At 66.7% G+C, this 19,817-nt stretch carries 11 protein-coding genes and 1 pseudogene; 4 read left to right on the forward strand and 8 right to left on the reverse strand.

All coding sequences use genetic code 11. From position 1 onward, the window contains the following. Positions 1-1,186 precede the first annotated feature (1,186 nt). Positions 1,187-1,600, forward strand: coding sequence for a very short patch repair endonuclease (locus ABZV94_RS12735; RefSeq protein ID WP_356340245.1), 414 nt, complete (start codon positions 1,187-1,189; stop codon positions 1,598-1,600). Here ABZV94_RS12735 and ABZV94_RS12740 read toward each other — a convergent pair. From ABZV94_RS12740 to ABZV94_RS12765, 6 genes and pseudogenes are all read right to left on the reverse strand, one after another. Continuing rightward, positions 1,551-2,171 (reverse strand): hypothetical protein, encoded by a 621-nt coding sequence (locus ABZV94_RS12740; RefSeq protein ID WP_356340164.1) that lies wholly within the window; start codon positions 2,169-2,171, stop codon positions 1,551-1,553. The genes ABZV94_RS12735 and ABZV94_RS12740 overlap by 50 nt on opposite strands. Then, positions 2,171-3,823, reverse strand: coding sequence for a helicase-related protein (locus ABZV94_RS12745; RefSeq protein ID WP_356340166.1), 1,653 nt, complete (start codon positions 3,821-3,823; stop codon positions 2,171-2,173). The genes ABZV94_RS12740 and ABZV94_RS12745 overlap by 1 nt, the downstream gene beginning before the upstream one ends. Continuing rightward, positions 3,820-6,177, reverse strand: a complete 2,358-nt coding sequence (locus ABZV94_RS12750) for an ATP-binding protein (protein WP_356340167.1) — start codon at positions 6,175-6,177, stop codon at positions 3,820-3,822. Before ABZV94_RS12750 ends, ABZV94_RS12745 begins: the two co-directional genes overlap by 4 nt. Continuing rightward, positions 6,174-7,328: a DNA cytosine methyltransferase gene (locus ABZV94_RS12755; RefSeq protein ID WP_356340169.1), complete on the reverse strand. Its 1,155-nt coding sequence runs from the start codon at positions 7,326-7,328 to the stop codon at positions 6,174-6,176. Before ABZV94_RS12755 ends, ABZV94_RS12750 begins: the two co-directional genes overlap by 4 nt. 360 nt (positions 7,329-7,688) lie before the next feature. Beyond that, positions 7,689-7,953, reverse strand: a pseudogene (locus ABZV94_RS12760) (inositol monophosphatase family protein); the annotation flags it as partial. 824 nt (positions 7,954-8,777) lie between these two features. Continuing rightward, on the reverse strand, positions 8,778-9,092 hold the full coding sequence (locus tag ABZV94_RS12765) for a hypothetical protein (RefSeq protein WP_356340171.1): 315 nt from the start codon (positions 9,090-9,092) through the stop codon (positions 8,778-8,780). 425 nt (positions 9,093-9,517) lie between these two features. Here ABZV94_RS12765 and ABZV94_RS12770 point away from each other — a divergent pair, with 425 nt between their 5' ends. Beyond that, complete coding sequence (locus ABZV94_RS12770) at positions 9,518-10,429, forward strand: hypothetical protein (RefSeq protein WP_356340173.1); 912 nt, start codon at positions 9,518-9,520, stop codon at positions 10,427-10,429. Positions 10,430-10,859: 430 nt separating this feature from the next. On the opposite strand, the gene ABZV94_RS12775 is transcribed toward ABZV94_RS12770, so the two are convergent. Continuing rightward, positions 10,860-11,672 (reverse strand): maleylpyruvate isomerase family mycothiol-dependent enzyme, encoded by an 813-nt coding sequence (locus tag ABZV94_RS12775; RefSeq protein WP_356340176.1) that lies wholly within the window; start codon positions 11,670-11,672, stop codon positions 10,860-10,862. A gap of 254 nt (positions 11,673-11,926) precedes the next feature. After that, a complete protein-coding gene (locus ABZV94_RS12780; protein ID WP_356340178.1) occupies positions 11,927-13,396 on the reverse strand; it encodes a serine/threonine-protein kinase in 1,470 nt (489 codons plus the stop codon). A gap of 426 nt (positions 13,397-13,822) precedes the next feature. On the opposite strand from ABZV94_RS12780, the gene ABZV94_RS12785 reads away from it, so the two are divergent. Next, positions 13,823-15,673, forward strand: a complete 1,851-nt coding sequence (locus ABZV94_RS12785; protein WP_356340181.1) for a DUF262 domain-containing HNH endonuclease family protein — start codon at positions 13,823-13,825, stop codon at positions 15,671-15,673. A gap of 632 nt (positions 15,674-16,305) precedes the next feature. Continuing rightward, the gene (locus tag ABZV94_RS12790; protein WP_356340183.1) at positions 16,306-19,773 is read left to right on the forward strand and encodes a helicase-related protein; all 3,468 of its coding nucleotides are present in this window, start codon (positions 16,306-16,308) and stop codon (positions 19,771-19,773) included. Positions 19,774-19,817: the final 44 nt, after the last annotated feature.

The raw sequence follows: 19,817 nt of genomic DNA on the forward strand, positions 1-19,817 counted from the left end.
ACAGCAGCAGACTCACGGCCGACGCCCCGTCACCGCATCAAAAATGGTGCACTTTCATCCGTACGAGGTGGTGCACGTTCGCTTGTACGCCGACACTGGCGGCATGTGCCGATACGCGACGCCCTACAAGCCGCATTTCGCATGTCTGGCCTGCCGGTCGTCGTTCAAGCAGAGCCCGCTGCCGCCGAGAGCACATCCGTGCCCGCGCTGCAGCACCCCGATGATCAACGCTGCGTTCGACCGTGCCATTCCTCGATGTAGAGATAAGAACGCTTGGGGAGCACTTCGGGCCACACTGCTTGCCAGCCTTACCTTTCACTCGTGTCAGGCCGCGGAAGACCTCAGAAGTCCGGGAGCGACGCTGAGCGGCCAAGCGGCTCGGCTACCAGAGCAGACGGCACTGAACCGCTACGACCCCTGGGAGAACCCAGCACGGTGAGGGTGTGCACCGCAGGCCAGAGTGAAGAAGCCGCCCCAGACGGCCGCTTGGATGTGCAGGGGGACTCGCTGATAGAGACGCACAACCGTGCCCGGAACAGGGGGACCGTGAGCAGGAGGCGTGCCCGGTGGATACCGGCGCGCCCCCGGTTGTGACAAAGGTCGGCTGCCTCACGACTCAAAGCTGTGCCAGGTGGAGCGGGAGCCACGGGGAATGGCGGGTGCTGAACCGCTGATGTTGAAGCGGTTCAGCACAGTCAGCCGCAGGTCAGGCGTCTCACCAGGCCCTTAAACGCCCCAGCTTCCCGAGCTCAGGGCTCAGGCGACGTCGTCACGAACCGGCTGTCGTGGCTTGCTCTCGTCGACTGCGTAGATAGCGTGGCTGAGGCCGGTGGGTGCAGCGAGGCACACGTGCGCCGACCCACCGTCGTGGCTGGCTGTCGTTGGCTGACGTTCAGACAGGGTCATCCAAGGTGCCGGCCGTCAGCCGAGCGCGCCGAAGCTGGGCCGTCTCTGGCGTCCGAGGCCGCTCGATTGCAACCAAGGACGGTCAGCGACGACCAGCAAGCGCATGGCGCCGCCGCCTGACTGGCGAAAACCCAGCTCACCGAGATTCCCGGCAAGGCCTAGGGGAAGAAGAAGTACGCCGACCACGGACGTGTGGCCTGTCGAGGTCGCCGCTGAAGTCTAAGAGTTTGAGTGGAGGGGCCTGATGTCTGGGGGTGTCGACCCGATCGTCAGTGCGCGTATGTCCCGAATCCGCGGGCGCGACACCGCACCCGAGATGGCTGTGCGCCGAGAGTTGCATCGGCGTGGCCTCCGGTACCGGGTGAACTTCAAGCCCGTTTCCAATTTGAAGCGGACAGTCGACATTGCCTTCACAAGGCAGCGAGTCGCCGTTCTGATCGACGGGTGCTTCTGGCATGGCTGTCCGGAGCACTTTCGGCCGGCAAAGGGGGATCGGAAGGATTTTTGGGCGGCCAAGATCGCTGAGAATCAAGGCCGTGATCAGGACTCCACCAGGGCTTTCACCTTGGCGGGATGGACCGTACTCCGTTTCTGGGAGCACGACGACCCTGTCAAGGTAGCCGACACGATCGAGGACGAAGTGATCAAACGGTCCGCAAACGAGTGGTCGCCTTCCGAGAAACCGCGTAGGTGACCTGCTCGCATCGTGCTCTCAAGATGCTGGCCAGCGAGACCGCGAGCTGCCAGTCGTCGTCGGGCAGCGGTGCGGTGTTGGGCTTGGTGACGGCAATGGTGATCAATTGCGACTCGGACTCCGCTCGGCGTAGGCAGGCGTGCCAGACCATGCCCTGAAGGCTGTTCATCGGGCCCCAGGTGACGAAGGCCGCCTCACCGTCGGGACCGTCAGCGAAGCACCGCATTGGCTTCACGTCCAACGTCTCAGCACGAGGGGTCCAACCCGCGCCGAGGGCGAGCCGGACTACCGACCGCGGACCGGGGTACTCCCGTGACGTCATCTGGGCCATGGGCCCGAGGCCTTCGAGCGCCCTGCGATACTGCTTCGCCGGTCCGTCCTTGATCCACGGGCGTATCTTCTCCGTGGGCATGAACTGAGCGAGTCGACCCCCGATCTTGGGATCCTTGGCGAAGCGGTCGTACATCTCCGTTGCAGCAGGTGGAGAGACTTCCTCCCACCGTGCGGCATCGAAGTGGCGGGCCAACTCCGCGAAAATCTCCAGGCGGATTGGTTCCGGAAGGACCGCCATCACACCCCCTCGATGGGCGGGAACTCCAAACGGACGCTGTCGTCGGCTCCCCCGAGGTCACCCACGTCAGCCATCCACTGATCCAGGAGCCCCTTCACCCTCAGGTCCTCGAACTCGAACTGGTTCCGCCCAACCGACACCTGCTCGATTTCACCTTCGGACACCTGTCCGCGCATGTCGTACACCTCAGCCAGCCGCCGGATGTCGCTAACGAAGTCCAGCACCTCCACGTGGGTCTTCCCCTTACGAAGACGTAGTCCGCGGCCAAGCTGCTGTACGAAGATGCGCCGGCTGTGGGTCACCCTGGCGAAACAGAGGATATTGACGTCGGGCACGTCGACGCCCTCGTTGAGGATATCTACGGCGACGAGGATAGGCACCTCTCCCGAGCGGAACCTGAGTAGTCGTGTCCGGCGCTCCCGCATCTTCAGTTTGGCGTGCAGCGTCTCGGACCTTTCCCAGCCGGGCCGTCGGGCGAGCAGGTCGCGCATCCGCTCCGCGTGCTCAATCGTCTGACAGAAGATGATGGCGCGGGGGTTTGTGGTCCGGTCCCAGACCTTCTCAAGATGCTCCCGGACCGACTCGTCCCGCTCGGGGATGAAGAGACGCTTGTTCAGGTCCTTGATGGAGTAGCCGTGCTCGGAGGCGTGGCGGACGAAGTCCCAGTCGATGTTGTCAGCGAACACACGGTACTTCACCTCGGCGAGGTACCCCAGTCTCATGCCCTCCGAGATGGACACCCGCTCGACTGCTTCACCGAAGGTCCGCTCGATGTCGTACTTGTCACCCCTCCACGGCGTGGCAGTCACGCCCATCCGTTTGGCCTTGGGCAGCAGACCCATCAGGGTGGCGTAGTTCCCGGCCTCTCCCACGTGGTGCGCCTCGTCCACTATCACCAGCTGAGGGTCGTATCCCGATTGGACGTAGTCACGTGCCGTGTTCGATACGCCAAAGGTGACGCCTGGCAGGGAGTCCGGTTTCGAGTCGCCGTGCAGCAGACGGGTCGGTACGTCCTTGGGGACGTCCCGCCACATCGCCCGTTCGAGTTGCTCCACGAGGTCGATCATGTGCGCGGTGACCAGCACCTTGGAGCCCGGGTTGGCGAGGAGGAATCGTCGCAGCACCCTGCCGGCGACAACCGTCTTGCCAAGGCCCGTGGCGAGGTAAATGAGTGCTTCGCCAGTGTCCTGTAGGGCGGCCCAGGCCGCTTCCACGGCGCGGTCCTGATAGGGGTGGAGGTCGAACGGTGTGACTCGCTGCGGAGCGCGATCGTAGATCGTCGCTAGTCGTCGGCCGTCCCAGAGGGTCACATTTACTCCGACCTCCCTCAGCGCGTCCGCTCGCTCCTTGGCCTTCTGGGTGAACAGTCGGTTGGTGACTACGACCGCGCGGTGGATGGCGTAATGCCGCATCGCCGCGTGGGCCTCGTCCACCGCCTCGCGGTCCACATTGCCCGACTTCTTCCATTTTGACTGGAAGATCCAGTCCTCATCGTTGAGTCGGCCGAGGAGGTCAGCGCCTTTGTCCCCGGGACCATCGATGTTGACCACGTCCGTGAACGAGATCAGGCCGAGCAACCGCTCCAGCTGGCGCGTGAAGCCCTTCGGGCCCTCCTCGACGAGGAAGGCCGGCTCTAGGAATGATCGGTTCATGCCTGGACGATCTCCGAGTCCAGCAGGTCCGCAGTAAGGAGCAAGCGGGACAGTTCCAGGGTGTTCTGCAGGGGTGGACCCACAACCATCCGCTTGAGGTCAGTGAGGAAGGCGCTGACGCGGGCCACTTGGTCCGCCTGCGTCTCCTCGCCCAGCGCCGCATAGGTGCTACGAAACAAGCCGCCGTCCAGCACCAGTTCGGGAGCGTTCGTAACGAGGTCGAGGATGCCCTCAGCGCCCAGGTAGCGTGCGAACTCGCCGTTTTCTACCGCAGCCTTCCAATTGACGTCCGGTGCCACCGCGATGGCGTACGACTCGGCAGCCCGCTTCGACTCGCCGGACAGGGCCGACCAGAACGTGGACGCGTCCTTCGAAGTGAGGTCGGCGAGCCGCTCGCGCAGGCCCTCCAGCAGCATCTCCGCGCGGGCACGCACCGCACTCGAGTGCACTCGCCGGTCAGGGAACTGCTCCAGGATCGAGGTCACCAGTCCATCAATGGAGCCCGACACGGAGTACACGTTCTTCAACTGTGGTGCCGCGCAGAAGAGCGCGACGTTCAGCGGAGACCACCCGTACCGCGCGATCAGCGCGGTATCGGAATCCACGTAGATCTCCACCTCGCCAGCTACGATCCGAACGACAGTCGGCTGCCGTTGGCCGTCCTTGATCAGTTCGACTCCGGTGGTGACATAGACGCGAAGGAACGCCTGAGCGGTACCGAGGCGAACTTCGCGGTCGGTGTCGGGAAGCAGCGTCGCGTGCTCCTTGTACCTCGCGAAGCGTTGCTCTTCGGTCTCCGGCAGCGTCTCCGCGGCTACATCCGGCTGCTTCTTATCCTTGGACGGTGTGGGGCCGTCGGCCGCCCCCGCTCCCAGATGTCCGAGCCCCTCCTCCTTTAGCCAGTCATCCTCGTCAGAGGGCGAGGCCGGCTCCGGTGGTGGTCCGTTCTTGACCCGGTCATGATCGACTGCGGCGTCGTACCACTTCTCGTCGGTCTGATACTCCGGATCCCCGCTGCGGAACTTCTGTGCCCATCTCTTCGCCTCAGTGTGGATGGCGGTGCTGCCGTTACCGGGCATGAGGTACCGGAGACCCGGCTTGTTCTCCCGGAACGCGTTGAAGAACCGGCTCATCGGGGAGTCGTTCTCCCGATTGAACAGGCGCTTCGAGAGCTGGGGACGCAAAGGCAGGTCGCCTCGCACTTTCGCGACCATGTACCGCCACTCCGGCGACGACGTGTCGAAGTTGGTCTTGCGGACGTTGACCGGCGCGTGATCGAGATGGATCTCACCGACGATGCGGCCCATACCGAGTTCGATCGGATACTCCAGCTCGATGTCCCCGTCCGGCCCCTCCCAGTCGAACAGTGACCGGTCCCTAGTCGTGATCGCGCGTCCGTACCGGAGGAATGTCAAACCAAAATCGGACTTGTCGGCGAACCTTTGCACGCCCAGCCATCCCACGATCCGGCGCTCTCGCTCCTGGATGTCAGTGCTCTCGCAATCAACGCACTTATCGTGCCTTGAGGTGTACCAGCGACCGCAGTTCATGCATGCGAACGCGTTGGTGAGTGGCACGTCGATCGGTTCCGCGGCAGGGACCTTCCCGGCCTTGTACGTGACCGACCGGGTCGGGCCCCAGATGCATGGTACGAGAGGGGGTACATGGCGGCCGTTGACGTACAGGCGCTGGTTCAAGCCGCCCATCAGCTCCGCGCCTGAATGAGGCCCGTCGGGATCACGCAGCATGTAGGTGTAAATTCGCCCCAGGTTCTTGCTGACTTCCCGGATCGAACTCGCCGACCTCAACTTGTCGACGATGTCTTCGCGGAGGTTCGTGACCGAGACGAGAGTGCCGTGCTCGTCGAGATCCTTCGGATCGTAGCGAAGGGGCACCTCGTACGACGACCGCTGTTGCATCGCTCGAAGGTCGATAGTGGCGGTGATCCAATGGTCGTCGCCACGTCGTCCCGTACGGACCTCCGTCACCGTGCCGAGGCGAGCAGTGGCGATGTTGAAGCCCATGCCGAACAGGCCGAGGCTGCCGAACCGTTGCTTACCCGACGTGCCGGCGCTCAGAGCGTGACCCAATTCCTCCTGAGACATCCCCCGGCCGTTGTCACTCACGACGACCTTGGCGCCCCTGTTCGCCTTGCCCGCCGTCGGCAGGGTGATGTCTATTCGAGGTTCCAACGTCTCATCGACACGGGTGGCCTCAATGAGCTCGTCGAGGCAGTTGTCAATCAACTCGCACAGACACTGATGAAGTTGAAGGTCGACCTCCGCGATCATTTCCAAGATCCGCGGGGACGGCATCAAGTTGAGGGTGTTAGGTCTCGTCTCCGTCTCCGTCATGACTCGGGTCCCTCCGCGCGCAGGGCGGCATGGACGCTGGCAGCCACGACCCGCGCTAGCTCGACGGGCACCGCATTGCCGAGCTGGCGCATCGCCTTGCCCCAAGGGCCATGCAACTCGTAGTCGTCCGGGAAGGTCTGCAGGCGTGCGCTTTCCCTGACCGTGAAATAGCGTATGGAGCCGTCCGTCTCACGCAGCATGTTCTCGCCGCCAGGGACCCCGTGACGCCCGGCTTTCAACGTCTTGGCTGGCCAATCTATCGGGCTACCGGTGTGCCCCGGGTAGGAACGAGCTCCACGCTGAAGAACGTGATTGAGGACGCCCGTTGTGCCCGTGAGCGTCGGCTCGGGAAGACCGACCAGTGCATCGCGTATGGTGCGCCAGCGTGCTTTGACCTCGTCCGGCCGTAGTTCCGCGGGTATGGGAACGTTAGGCCGTTCTGGACGTCTCGCCTTGGGCACTTCGTGTTCCTGCCAGTACTCACCAGTGATCCACTGGGAGTGCAGTAGCGCTCTCCTCGAGTGCGTGGCATGCGGAAATTCCCACGTCACGTTCAGATCGTTTCGAAAGCCGACCAGGAAGACGCGCTGTCGCTGTTGCGGTACTCCGTAGTCCGCCGCGTTGGCGAAGGCGGGCGTGACCCGGTAGGCCAACTCTTGGTTGCAGATGTCCTTGCTCGCGGCCTGGAGCCGCCGCAGGTGATCCGTCCACAGTTCGCCGGACTTCGCGGCGAGCAGGGGCATCGAAAGCCTGGCCTGAATGTACTGGAAATAATCAGCGAACCTCGGGCGCGCCAGGCCCCTCACGTTCTCGATGATGAACGCGCGGGGCTTCAGATGGGCGACCGCCTCCGCCGTGGCCGGGAACATGTCACGCTCGTCGTCGTCTGCCTTGCCATGGCCGCCAATGGAGAACGGCTGGCACGGCGGGCCACCGGCGAGGAGGTCCACCTCGTCTGTGATGCGGGACCAGTTGAAGTCCCGCACATCGCCTTCCTCGACGTGCCAGTTCGCGACGAGCTCGTGACCCCGGGCCTGGTTTTGTCGCACCGTGTCACAGGCCCACTTGTCTAACTCCAGGGTCGCCAGCGGGTCGAAGCCAGCCTCCTGACAACCCAGCGCGAGCCCGCCCGCGCCAGCAAACAACTCCACGCTTGTGAGCCGGGCGGACGTGTTCCTCATTAACAGGAGGGAGGGGTGGTGAGCGACAACTTTCGCAGGAGCGACCGCAGTTTCAGGCATGCACTTCTTTCCAACCATCGCCTTCGTCTGAATATCATGATGCCGCACGGTCCGACGACCTCGCCAGGACCTGTTGGTCTCCTGATCGCCTTCCGGGCTGTACGCGCTTGGCGTCACGGTTGACGCGACGTCACCGAGGTAGCCGGCGGCCGAGGACGCGCAGTCGCCTCCCCGCCGCGCTGGGACTTTCACCGCCCTGATGGAAGTCGGCCGCGTCTGGCGCGAGCAAGTGGGCGCCCGTGGGGTGACAGCGCAGCTCAGCGTGTCTTACAGAGGATCCACCAACCACTGGCGCACAGCGTCGGTGCCCCGTCGGCCGCCTCCCTCGCCGAGCACCACAGGCCGTTCGACACGGAGGACATTGAGGATCGTCTTCTCGGCCTCCACGGTCGACGGCGGTGACGAAGTTCCCTGCACCCTTGTCGATGGGACTGAGCCGCTGGCTGTACATGGCGCGGACCACCTCCGCACCAGCCCGCACCCCGGCTCTCGCGACTGCATCATCGTCGGAGCTCGTGTATGAGTCGGTCGTGATGTTCAGCTCCACTGATCTCCCCGTGGTCCTGCGGGGGCAAAGCGCAATCACGATGCCAGGCGGGCAACGCCACGATGCGGCAGCACGGATGGCTGTGCGGCAGCACAGCATGCGGACGGACAAGCAGACTGCCCACAGGTCACGCAGGTCCCCACCCGTCAGTACTTCATCCCCCTTGCTGATGAAAGCCCCATCAAGTTAACCGATCAACTTAGGATGCGTTCATTACGTGACGGTACGTGACCGTACTGTGATCTTCGATCGCCTATGGCTTGCTGACGGCCAGTCGTGCAACTAGGCGGGCGGCTGCAGAACCGCAAAAGTGGTTGGACGCGCGCGCCCTGACAGTTCGACATCGCAGTCACAGCAGCTAACCGGCGTCGGTCGGGGAGCGCACCTCATAGTCAACGCCGGTGCCTGCGCGCGAAAGCGGTGCCGGTCGGCCGTGGACTACCCGTGGACTCGTCCCGCCTGACTTGACACCTGCAGGGCCCTGACCTGCCGCGTTGCCGGGGTCCCAACCGGCCTCCGGAGCCATGTGCCGCTCCGTTCGTCGCGGAAGGACCGGCCGGCGGACCCGACAACGTCGCTGAGGTCGACGGGGGTACAGCGAGGCGTACGCGCGCCTGGTCGGCTGGCGCACCCGCCGTCGTGGCTGGCTGTCGTCGGCTGAGGTTCGTGCCACAGCCGTGCCAGATGCAGGGGGCAGCCACGGTCAACACCGGTATCCCGCAGTCGAGTAACCGCCTGTTCCTCGGCCGACGAAGTCGCAGCTCAGGCCCGAGACACCCCAGCCTCTCTTTTGAAGTGGTTGTCCAGCCCGCTCACCGAGTCCACACCCGCTGGAACTCGTCGGCCGGGATGGCTTCCAGCAGATCCTCTTCAGGGTCGACCGCTTGGTCTGTCAGGCCGCCGTGCTCGTCCTCCAAGTGCTCCCAGCTGTACCGGTGGAGCTGGCTGGCCGAGATCAGCTCGGCCTGCTTGATGACGATCAACTCGCCGCGGTCGGGTACAGCCTCGATATACCAGAGGCCGCCTTCTTCGTCGGCATGGCGGAAGTGGTGCCGCAGGGTGGCGCTCTCGTCGAGTGCTCGGTAGTACTCCGTGATCTCTATCGCGATGCGCTCCAAGTGAACCACGGGACCAACGTGCCAGTGAGCGCGCGCAGTTGGGCCGCTCTGACATGCATGCGTGACATCAACGGCGCCGGACGCCGGCACTCCCAGGCGGTCCGACACGGCCAATGTGACCGGGTGGTTCCCCGGCGGTGCCGAGGAGCCATCGAGTTCCTAAAACGGGTGTCGCAGGTTCGAATCCTGCCGTCCCTACCGAACCCGGAGCGGTTCAGTGGATGGTTGTCGCCGCCCGACGTACGTATGGGGCATGGAAGGACTCACGACACCGACCAAGGGTTGTGCGCACCGGTCCAACTCGACGCGTGAGAAGGGACATGCGTGCAACCTGTGACGTCTGGGCATCCGCTGTGCGCTGAGTGCAGGTAGGGAGGTGTCCTCGAAGTTCGCCTCCATTCGCATTCCTCTGTCCACACGTCCCAGGGGGACCCTTGAACCTTCGCGTGCCCAACCGCGCCTTCACCCGAGTTGCCACCGCGCTCGCGCTCACTCTGGCCTTCGCCGGTGCGAGCACCGGCCTGCTGCACGGGCCCGAGGCGCAGGCACTGACCGTATCGTCCGGCTCGATGAGCTTCAGCGGCGACGCGGGCGACTACATCAGCGGCGGCCAGTCGTACTCCTACTCGCCGGCCGCCGGCGATACCCTCAACGTCAACGGTTCGAGCGACGACAACCACATCTCCGTCAGCGTCGACGGTGCCAACGGTGACTGGTGGTACCTCGATCTCGCTGCTCCCGCCGGGCAACAGCTCGCGCCCGGTGACTACACCGGCGCCACCCGCTATCCGTTCAACGAGGCCACGGAGCCCGGCCTTTCCATCGACGGCAACGGACGCGGGTGCAACACGCTGACCGGATCGTTTTCCGTCGCAGACGTGGTCTTCGGCCCGAACGGCTATGTGCAGAAACTCGACGCCACCTACGAGCAGCACTGTGAGGGCGGCACCGCCGCACTGCGCGGCGAGATCCACATCGACAACCCGGCGCCGCCGGCTGCGCTCGACCTGGGCGTCGCCATCGACCTCAAGGGCACCGCGAGCTACCTGAACGGCAAGGCCACCATCGGCGGCACCGTCAGCTGCAACGAGCCGACCCAGGTGAACGTCTCCGGCACTGTCACCCAGGTCGCCCACCGCATCCTCATCAAGGGCTCCTACGCCACCAAGGTGGCCTGCCAGCCCGGCGCCCCGGTCACCTGGACCGCGACGGCCGCGCCCACCGGAACCACCCCGTTCCAGAAGGGCGACGTCGAGGTACAGGCCCAGGCTCAGGCCCAGGACCCGCACTACGGCCAGACCGTGACGGTGACGCAGACCGCCGTGGTCGCGCTGAGCAAGGGCTGATCAGCCGCACACCGTGGCAATGAACTGGACCGGGTGAACGGTTCTTCAAGGTGAGGTTCCGCGTCGGCGTTATCCGGTGCGGAACCTCACCTTGTCATGTCCTGGTTCTCAGGAGTTGCGTACGGTGATCGAGGACACCCCCGGATCCCGGACCAGGCGACGGCTGACATGCGTCTGCGACCGGGGGTCGGCTTGACGCGGAACCCACAGAGCGTGCCAGAGGCACTGTCTTCATGCTCCGCCATACCAGAATCACCCGCCCCGAGGGCCACTTCCGAGCGCCGCAAGCCGGACTCCGAGCTGAACTACCGACCGTCGCGCTCGATCATCGCGCCATCGGGTCCAGCGTGTAAACGCGCGCCGCCAGCGTCGCTTTTCGCATCTCGAGGAAGCTCAATGTGCTTCCTGGGCGGGACCAGGCAAGCGTCCGTCAGGGTGCGGTGAACAATGCGGGGAAACCTGGTGCGAGCCAGGGCTTGCGCCCCCAGGCGAGGACCTTGCCTCGGGCGATGGCACCGCCAGCACTGCGCCTGCCCAGTGCGAGCAGGAAGAACGTGATCGGTTCGATCATGATCGTGCAGTCTGGACGGCGCGGGGGCTCGGCGTGCACGGCCACTGTGCCGTTGGTGAACGTCACTGTGAGCCGAGAGAGGCCGCGCACCCTTAGCTCGTAACAGGCACTGTGCCCGTCAGCCGCTCGTACATCGACGACACGGGGCATCGCAGTGATCAGAAACGGCATCGCCAAATCGACCCTGTCGCGGTCGATCATGTGTGGTTGGCCAAGTGCCGCTGCGATGTCATAGCCGTGCCCAAGCATGTGGGTCAGCAAGTAGGAGCTGAGGATTCCCAAGTCCATGGGCCCCAGCGGTGTCACCGTCGGTGTGTCCGCCGACCGCAGGCCGGCCGCCTCGGTGAATGCCCGCGCATGCCGGACGATGCCGTCCGCCAGGACGGAGGTGTCGCGTTCGGGGAAGGAAACCAGCGAGGCGGCGTTGGCCGCCGCAAGTCCTCCTGGTGTGCCGTCGCCATACACCTGCTCACGCCCTGCGGCAAGGGCAGCCATCAGCTGGTTGGCCAGGACCAGATGCGCCGCAGACTCTCCAACCGTCCACTCAGCACCAGGAATGGGCACCGGGGCATCTGTGCACGACCGGAGCAACCCGGCTATCTCCTCGGCTACGGCACAAATGGCTTCAGGCAGCCGCGATCGCGTGGCAGCCTCATGATGAGGGGCGGTCATAGGAGTGAAGGGTGGACCAGCCCTTCGCATCTGTCCATCTGTCCAGGTACACCCATCGACCTGCGAGACAGGCAGAGTGAGGGCTGCTGACATCTACGCTTGACACCAACGACGCCGGAAGGAGACGTACACCAGCGTCTCCGTCCGGCTGTCGCCCCAGCCGACGACCGTGGCCGGAGCGGGCTCGGATCGAACTCCTGAGCCGGGTGTGCCCCTAAAGCATGTAACGGCACGGCGGGTTCGGTCCTCGGCCTCTAATGCGTCGGGCTTGGGCTGGGCGGTGTGCCGGTAGCGGTGCCGCTCTTCGAAGGACTTGGTGAGGGGGGCGTCGTGCCAGCGGTTGGCGTCGTCGCGGGGGTCGTCCGGCTCGGGCCGGCGGCCCCGGCTGCGGTCGGCGCGGGTCGTGGCGGCGGTGTCGCCGATCCGGGCGGCCTCGAGCTCGCGGGCGGTGCAGAGGCGCTGCGGCTCGAGCTGGGGGCAGCCGCCGGATAAGAAGCGCCGAGTGTCCTGGAGACGGGCTGGGCGTGGGATCCGGTTGCCGCAGCCGCAGGGTGGGACGCATCGAATGCCCTGGAGGGGGGCTGAGCGCCGTGGGATCCGGTGGGTGGGAGGGCACCTGGCCGGCTCTTGTCAGTCGCCGTACCGGAGGGCGGGTGCGAGGGGGTTTCGGCGGGCGCCGCTGCTGCCCGGTCGTCGCTTGTGCCAGTGCTCGATGTGACGGCAAGAGTCGCGCCCAGGGCCACGGAGAGAGCCAGGGCCGCCCCCGCTGCCAGGCGCCGGCTGTGGCGAGTGCCGCCGGGGAGGTTGCGTCGGGTGACTGCCGCCTCCTGGGAGCGTATGTGCTCTTCCGTTCCGGGGTGAGCGGCCAGCGGCGTCGGAAGGCGGGCCTCGGAAGGCGCCGAGAGCGGCAGGGGGTATCGATCAGGTCCGGCGTTCCGGGAGGCGAGGGCTCGCGCGCACTGCTCGGCGTCCGGACGGGCCTCGGGGTCCTGGGCGGTCATGGCCCGCAGCAGGGCCGCGAGGTCCGAGGGGAGCCAGGTGGGGAGTTCGGGTGGGCGGTGCAGGCGGGCGACTGTCGCCTCCAACGGCGTGCCCTGGTACTCCAGTTCGCCTTTCAGGCACTCCAGCAGGACCAGGCCGAGCGCGTAGACGTCGGCGGCCGGTCCGATCCGCCTGCCCTCGACCTGCTCCGGTGCCAGATAGGCGGCGGTGCCTATCAGCACGTCCGGTGCCGTATGGCGGGTGGCGTCGGCCAGGCGCGCGATGCCGAAATCAGCGAGGTGAGGAGCACCGGCCGCGTCGAGGAGGATGTTCGACGGTTTGATGTCTCGGTGCACGACGCCGGCGCGGTGGACATAGGACAGCACCCGCGCGAGGGCGGCGCCCACATCCACCACACGCCGCTCTGACAGCGCTCCACACGCCAAGAGGCTGCGCAGCGTGGTGCCCTTGATCAGTTGCATGACCAGGTAGGTGCGGTCGTCGTGGCGGCCGGCGTCGTAGACGGTGACCAGTCCCGGGTGCTGCAGGCGGGCCAGAAGGACGGCCTCCTCGGTGAGACGGTCCTCCGTCTGCGGGTCTGGGCCGGGCCGGAACACCTTGACGGCCACGGGCCTGCGAAGGCGCGTGTCCACGCCCTCGTACACGTCGGCCATGCCTCCCGATCCGATTCTCGCGCCCAACCGGTAGCGGCCGGAGAGGACTTCGGCGGGCTGATCATCCACTGGAACCGGCGTCGGCGCTGGCGGGGCTGCTGATTGGCGGGCCTTCATCTGGTTCTCCGTTGCTGTCACCGCGTACCGGACTCGGCCATGGGCCATGCTGAGAGGCGGGTACCCCCAGCCTGTGTCAGATATCCGGACCAGGTCGGCGCAGCGACGAAAACGGCCCCCCTTTCCCCGTGGTTGGCGCGTCGCGGCAGGTCAGGCAAGTTGCCGACCGGACAACTGCCGTCGTCGCCGACCTCCGCCGTCAGCCGCTCCCCCCGGCAGTCGCACCGCTTACCCCAAGACCGCGGCGGCACACTCGACGGCACCCCGGTGTCCACTGTGCGCCTGCTGTCATGCCGCCGAATTTCACGGATCGGGCCAGCCGACTGCGGTAGTGATCGCTACGGTGATAACCGCAGAGCGAAGAGGGGAGCTCGGTCCATGCGAGCAGATACAGTCGACCTTCGCCGGATCTTCGGCAGGGACATCCGTTACACGGTGCCGCTGTTCCAGAGACCATACGTGTGGAACCGGGACGACAACTGGTCAGCTCTGTGGGAGGACATCCGCCGCACCGTCGAGCGGGCCGAGCAGGCGGCCCTGACCGGTGAGACGGTGGCTCCGCACTTTCTCGGCGCGGTTGTCTTCGACGAGACGCCGTACCCTTCGGCAAGTCTGGAGACGCGACAGGTCATTGACGGCCAGCAGCGTCTGACGACCCTACAGTTGTTCCTGTTCGCGGCCCGCCTGTCGGCGGCGACTCTCAATCACGAGCGGTCCGTGCGGCTGCTGAGCAAGTTCCTGGAGAACGACGAGGACCTGTTCGACCGCGCCCAGCACCCCGATCACCTGTACAAGGTGTGGCCGACCAACGCGGACCGCGACGAGTTCCGCACCGTCATGCTCGGTCAGGGCGGGGCAGGACGGCTCGCCGAAGCCGTCACCTACTTCCAACAGGAAATCGATGCCTGGCTGGCAGAAGCCGCCGAACCGGAGGAGCGGCTGGGGACGCTGGTGCAGACCCTGCGGGAACAGCTGCGTCTGGTGATTATCGACCTGGAAGAACACGACGACGCGCAGGTCGTCTTCGAGACGCTGAACAGCCGCGGCACACCGCTGGAGCACGCAGATCTGATCAAGAACCTTTTGTTCCGTGACGCGGAACGTGCCGGTGCTGACGTCGACCGGCTCTACAAGACGTACTGGGCACCCTTCGACCAGGACGAATGGCGCACGGAACAGACGACCGGCCGCATCACACGAAGCCGTCTCGATGTCTTCCTGACGTATTGGCTCACGATGCGAACTCAGCGGGAGTTCACCTCCTCCACCCTGTTCAAGGAATTCGAGCGCTGGTTGCTCTCGGCCGCCGTCCCCACGGAGGACGTCTTCGCCGAACTGGCGCGGTACGCCGACATCTATGACCTGATCGACGATTACCCGCAGCACGGCGTCGAGGGCCGTTTCCTGTACCGGATGAAGGTCCTTCAGACCTCCACGCCGATGCCGCTGCTTCTTCTCCTCTTCGGCCTCGACGAGACCGTGCTGCCCCTGGAGCGTCGTCGACGGGCGATCCGTGCCATCGACAGCTACCTCGTTCGCCGGGCGCTGCTCAATCTCAGCAACCGCGACCACAACAACGTCTTCCGTGACCTGGTCGCAGCCGCAGCCCGGCAGCCCGACCGTGCGGACGAGGCCGTCATCAAGGCCCTGTCCGCCATGCAGGGAGCCCACCGTCATTGGCCGAGCGACCATGAGTTCCGTGCCTCGTTGGAGCAGGACCCCATCTACACCCGCCTGTACCGCCGCGGGGTACGCATCCTCCTGGAAGCGCTGGAGGACGAACTGCGCACCGACCACACCGAGCAGCTCGTCGTCCCCCTCGGCGAGCAGGCGGGCGCGAAGTTGACCATCGAGCACGTCATGCCGCAGAGCTGGCGCGACAACTGGCCGCCCCTGAAAGATGATCCGTCCGAAGGCTCCGACCGCGACGAACTGGTCCACACTCTCGGCAACCTGACCCTAGTCACCGCTCGCCTGAACCCCACTTTGGGAAACATGGCGTGGGAGGACAAGCGGCAATGGCTCAGCCAGCACAGCCTGCTGCGTCTCACCCACGGCACCCTGCTCAGCGCACCACCGAACGCTGACATCAGCGACTGGACCGCCACCTGGGACGAGCACCGGATCCGCGCACGTGGTTCCTACCTCGGCGCACTGGCCTTGACCATCTGGCCGCACGCCGACGATCTACTCACAGCGCCGCTGGGCGCCGACCGCGACGACAAGTGAGCCCACGATCCTCACGAAGGGCGTGGACAAGCGTTGACCACGGCCGTGGTGTCAGTTCGGGACACTGGTGGCACGGGCACGCGCGGAGGGGATGCGTGCGGCTCCGGGCGGCTTCTTGAGCGATCTTCCGACGGTGCTCTGCATCCCGCCGGGAAGCAAGGACGCTCGGCAGAGCACCCAAGGCAACTACGCCAGCACCTCGGGCCCCATTCAGGCAAGCAGGGTCGGCTGACGGCTTACCGTGGCGCGTTGCCATGGTGAACGGTGCGCATCTGCCGGTCGGGCGCCATGCAGACAGCCACGCGGATGAGGGCCTGGCCTGCCCCTTGCGACGCGAGCAGCCGGAAACCCGTCTCGATCACCAACTGTCCACCGCGGACCAGCGCACCGGCGGCTGCAGAGCCCCTGGCCCCGCCCCCACCCCCAAATGTGAACCCCCCGTGGAGAAAGTGGTTGAATGCTACAGCTGCTGCGCCTCGGCAGCTCGTCGTACCAGCGCCCAACGCGGCCGGCGCCGAGCCTCTCAACGCCCGGTGGCGAGTCCACGGCGCCCGGTGGCGAGTCCACGGCGCCTGGTAGCGAGTCCTCGGCGCCCGGTCGTGGGGGGAGCGCCTGGTTGGGGGGAGGGTCGTATGCGCGCCGATGACGTCGAGCCCGGGGTCCGGCTGGCCGGATTGGCCGCGGGGCCGGTCACCGTCGTGGCCGCCACGCCGGTGGGTGACGCTCTTCAGGTCACGGTCCGCGATGACTCCGGGTACCTGTTCGACCAGGTGCTCTTCCCCGAGGACATCGCCGGGCTGCGGCGGGAGGCGCCGAGGGCGCGGTGGTCGTTCGACGCCGACCCCGAGCGGTTCCGGCTTGCGGCGGAGGCGCTGCGCATGCGGCACGCGGGGCTGTCGGATCCGATGCTGGCGGTGGAGACCAGCGACATCGACCCGCTGCCCCACCAGATCCGCGCCGTCTACGGCACCCTGCTGGCGCAGCCCGGCTCCCTGCGCTTCCTGCTGGCGGACGATCCGGGCGCGGGCAAGACGATCATGGCGGGTCTGTATCTCAAGGAGTTGCTGCTCCGCGGGGACGTGCAGCGGTGCCTGATCGTCGCGCCGGGTGGGCTGGTCGAGCAGTGGCAGACCGAACTCGTGGAGAAGTTCGGGATCGAGATGGCGATCCTGACCCGTGATCTCGCGGAGGCCGACCGCGACGGCGACCCGTTCCGGCGCAACCCGATGCTGATCGCGCGCATGGACCAGCTGGCCCGCAACGACGAGTGGCAGACCCTGCTCGCGGAGTCGGAATGGGACCTCGTCGTCGTGGACGAGGCCCACCGGATGAGCGCCTCCTGGTTCGGCAACGAACTCCGGCGGACCCGCCGCTACGAGCTCGGCCAGCTGCTCGGCGGGATCACTCGGCACTTCCTGCTGATGACGGCGACTCCGCACTCGGGGTCGGAGGCCAACTTCCAGACGTTCCTCGCGCTGCTGGACCCCGACCGGTTCGCCGGGCAGTACCGGCAGGGGGTGCACTCCACCGACACCACCGGACTGATGCGCCGGATGATCAAGGAGGATCTGCTCACCTTCGAGGGCAAGCCGCTGTTCCCCGAGCGGGTGGCCGAGACCGTGGAGTACAGGCTCTCCCCGCTGGAGATGCACCTGTACGAAGAGGTCACCGAGTACGTGCGCACGGAGATGAACCGGGCGGAGCGAGCCGACGGCAGGCGCCGTACCGTCGGCTTCGCGCTCACGGTCCTGCAGCGACGCCTGGCGTCGAGCCCGGAGGCGATCTACCAGTCGATCCGGCGCCGGGCCGCGCGCCTGCGCGCCCACCGTGAGGAGACCCTGGCGGGCAGGTTCGTCCCCCCGCCCGAGACGCCGTCGTTCGACCCGGACGACTTCGACGCCGACGAGCTGGGTGCCGCCGAGCTGGAGCAGCTGGAGAGCGAGGTGCTGGACGTCGCCACCGCCGCGCGCACGGCGGCCGAGCTGGACGCCGAGCTGGCGGTCCTGGCGCGGCTGGAGGAGATCGCGCAGCAGGTCCGTGCCTCGGGTGAGGACCGCAAGTGGCAGGAGTTGCGGTCCCTCGTCCTCAAGGCCCGTGAGGACGGCCTGGCCGGCAGCAACCACGCCCCGCACAAGATCATCGTGTTCACCGAGCACCGCGACACCCTCGACTACCTCGCGGGCCGGATCACCACCCTGCTGGGCGGCGACGAGGATGCCGTGCGCACCATCCACGGTGGCACCGCGCGGCAGGCGCGCCGGGAGATCCGCACCACGTTCACCAACGACCCGCGCTGCCACGTCCTGATCGCCACCGACGCCGCCGGCGAAGGGCTGAACCTCCAGGCCGCGCACCTGATGGTCAACTACGACCTTCCCTGGAACCCCAACCGCATCGAGCAGCGCTTCGGACGCATCCACCGCATCGGCCAGCGCGAGGTCTGCCGCCTGTGGAACCTCGTGGCCTCGGAGACCAGGGAGGGCCAGGTCTTCCAGCGCCTGCTGTCCAAGATCGAGCAGCAGCGCCGCGCCTACGGCGGCAAGGTCTTCGACGTGCTGGGGGAGAACGCCTTCGCGGACGAGCCGCTGCGCGATCTGCTCGTGCGGGCCATCCGCTACGGCGAGCAGCCGGAGGTCCGGGCCTATCTGGACCAGGTCATCGACAGGTCCGTGGCCGACGGCCTCCAGGAGCTGATCAGGGAACGCGCCCTGGCCACCCCGGAGATCGGGCTGGAGGAGCTGGCCGAGCTGCGCCGGCAGATGGACGAGGCGCGCGCCCGGCGCATGCAGCCCCATTTCGTGCAGGCCTTCGTGATGGAGTCCCTGCGTGCCCTGGGCGGGCGGGCCTCCAAGCGGGAGAAGGACCGGTTCGAGCTGACCCAGGTGCCGGCCGTCCTGCGCGAGGGCCGGCGCAGTGTCAGCCCTCGCTATGGGCGCGTCACCTTCGAGCCCTCGGCCGTGGTGATGCCCGGCCGCCCGGACGCCGAGCTGATCGCGCCCGGTCATCCGCTGATGGACGCGATCATCGACGAGATCCTGAACCGGTACGGCGACACGCTGACCCGGGGAGCCACCTTCCTGGACCGGGCCGCCACCACGCCCCGGCTGGTGTTCGCCCTGCTGGAAGAGCTGTCGGACGGGCGCGGCACCGCGATCAGCAAACGGTTCGCGTACGTCTCCGTGCTGCCGGACGGAACCGCGCGGCCGGCGGGTCCCGCCCCGTACCTCGACCTGTCGCTGCCCGTGGACCCGGACCATGAGCAGCAGAGCGCGCTGGCCCTCGCCGTCGACGCGGAGCTGTCGTCTGCCTGGCTCGCCGACGGCGTCGAGAAGATCGCGCAGGGCTGGGCGATCCGGCACGGCCTGCCCGAGCACCGGGCCGAGGTCGCCGCTCGGGTCGTCCCCGCCGTGGAGCGGACCCGCAAGCTGGTGCGTCAGCGGCTGCTCGCTCAGATGAACTACTGGGACGGCGAGTCGATCAAGCTCGCGGAGGCGCAGGCGGCGGGCAGGAAGATCCGCGTCTCCCCGGCCACCGCGCGTGAGCGCGCCCGTTCCCTGGAGGCCCGGCTCGCCCGCCGCCAGAGCGAGCTCGATCTGGAGGCCCAGGTCACCGTGCACCCACCGAAGATCATCGGCGCGGCGCTCGTCCTGCCCGCCGCGGCCGTCCCGGGCGCCGGCGAACAGCCGGCGCCGGACGGCTCCGCCCTGGACACCACCGTCACCGAGCGTCGTGCCGTGGACGCGGTGCTGGCGGCCGAGCGCCGGCTCGGCCGGGTGCCCGAGGAGATGGCGCACTCCCACAAGGGCTTCGACATCCGGTCCCGCAAGCCCGACGGCCACCTGGTCTTCATCGAGGTCAAGGGGCGTGTGCTGGGTGCCGACTCCTTCACGGTCACCACCAGCGAGGTCGGCTACGCCAAGAACGCCGAGCCCGACTACCGGCTCGCCCTGGTCGCCGTCGACCCCGGCACCCCCGACGGGTCGAACGACCAGGTCCGCTATGTACTCAATCCCTTCGCCGACCTGGTCCTGGACACGTACGTCGACGACCTGCGCCGCAAGTGGAAGGCGGAGTGGGACCGCGGTGTGGAGCCCCTGTAGGGGAGATCCGCGCGTTCGTCCGCGCATCACCCGATGGACAGCTT

The sequence above is a fragment of the Streptomyces sp. NPDC004658 genome, assembly GCF_040609555.1.
GTDB lineage: Bacteria > Actinomycetota > Actinomycetes > Streptomycetales > Streptomycetaceae > Streptomyces.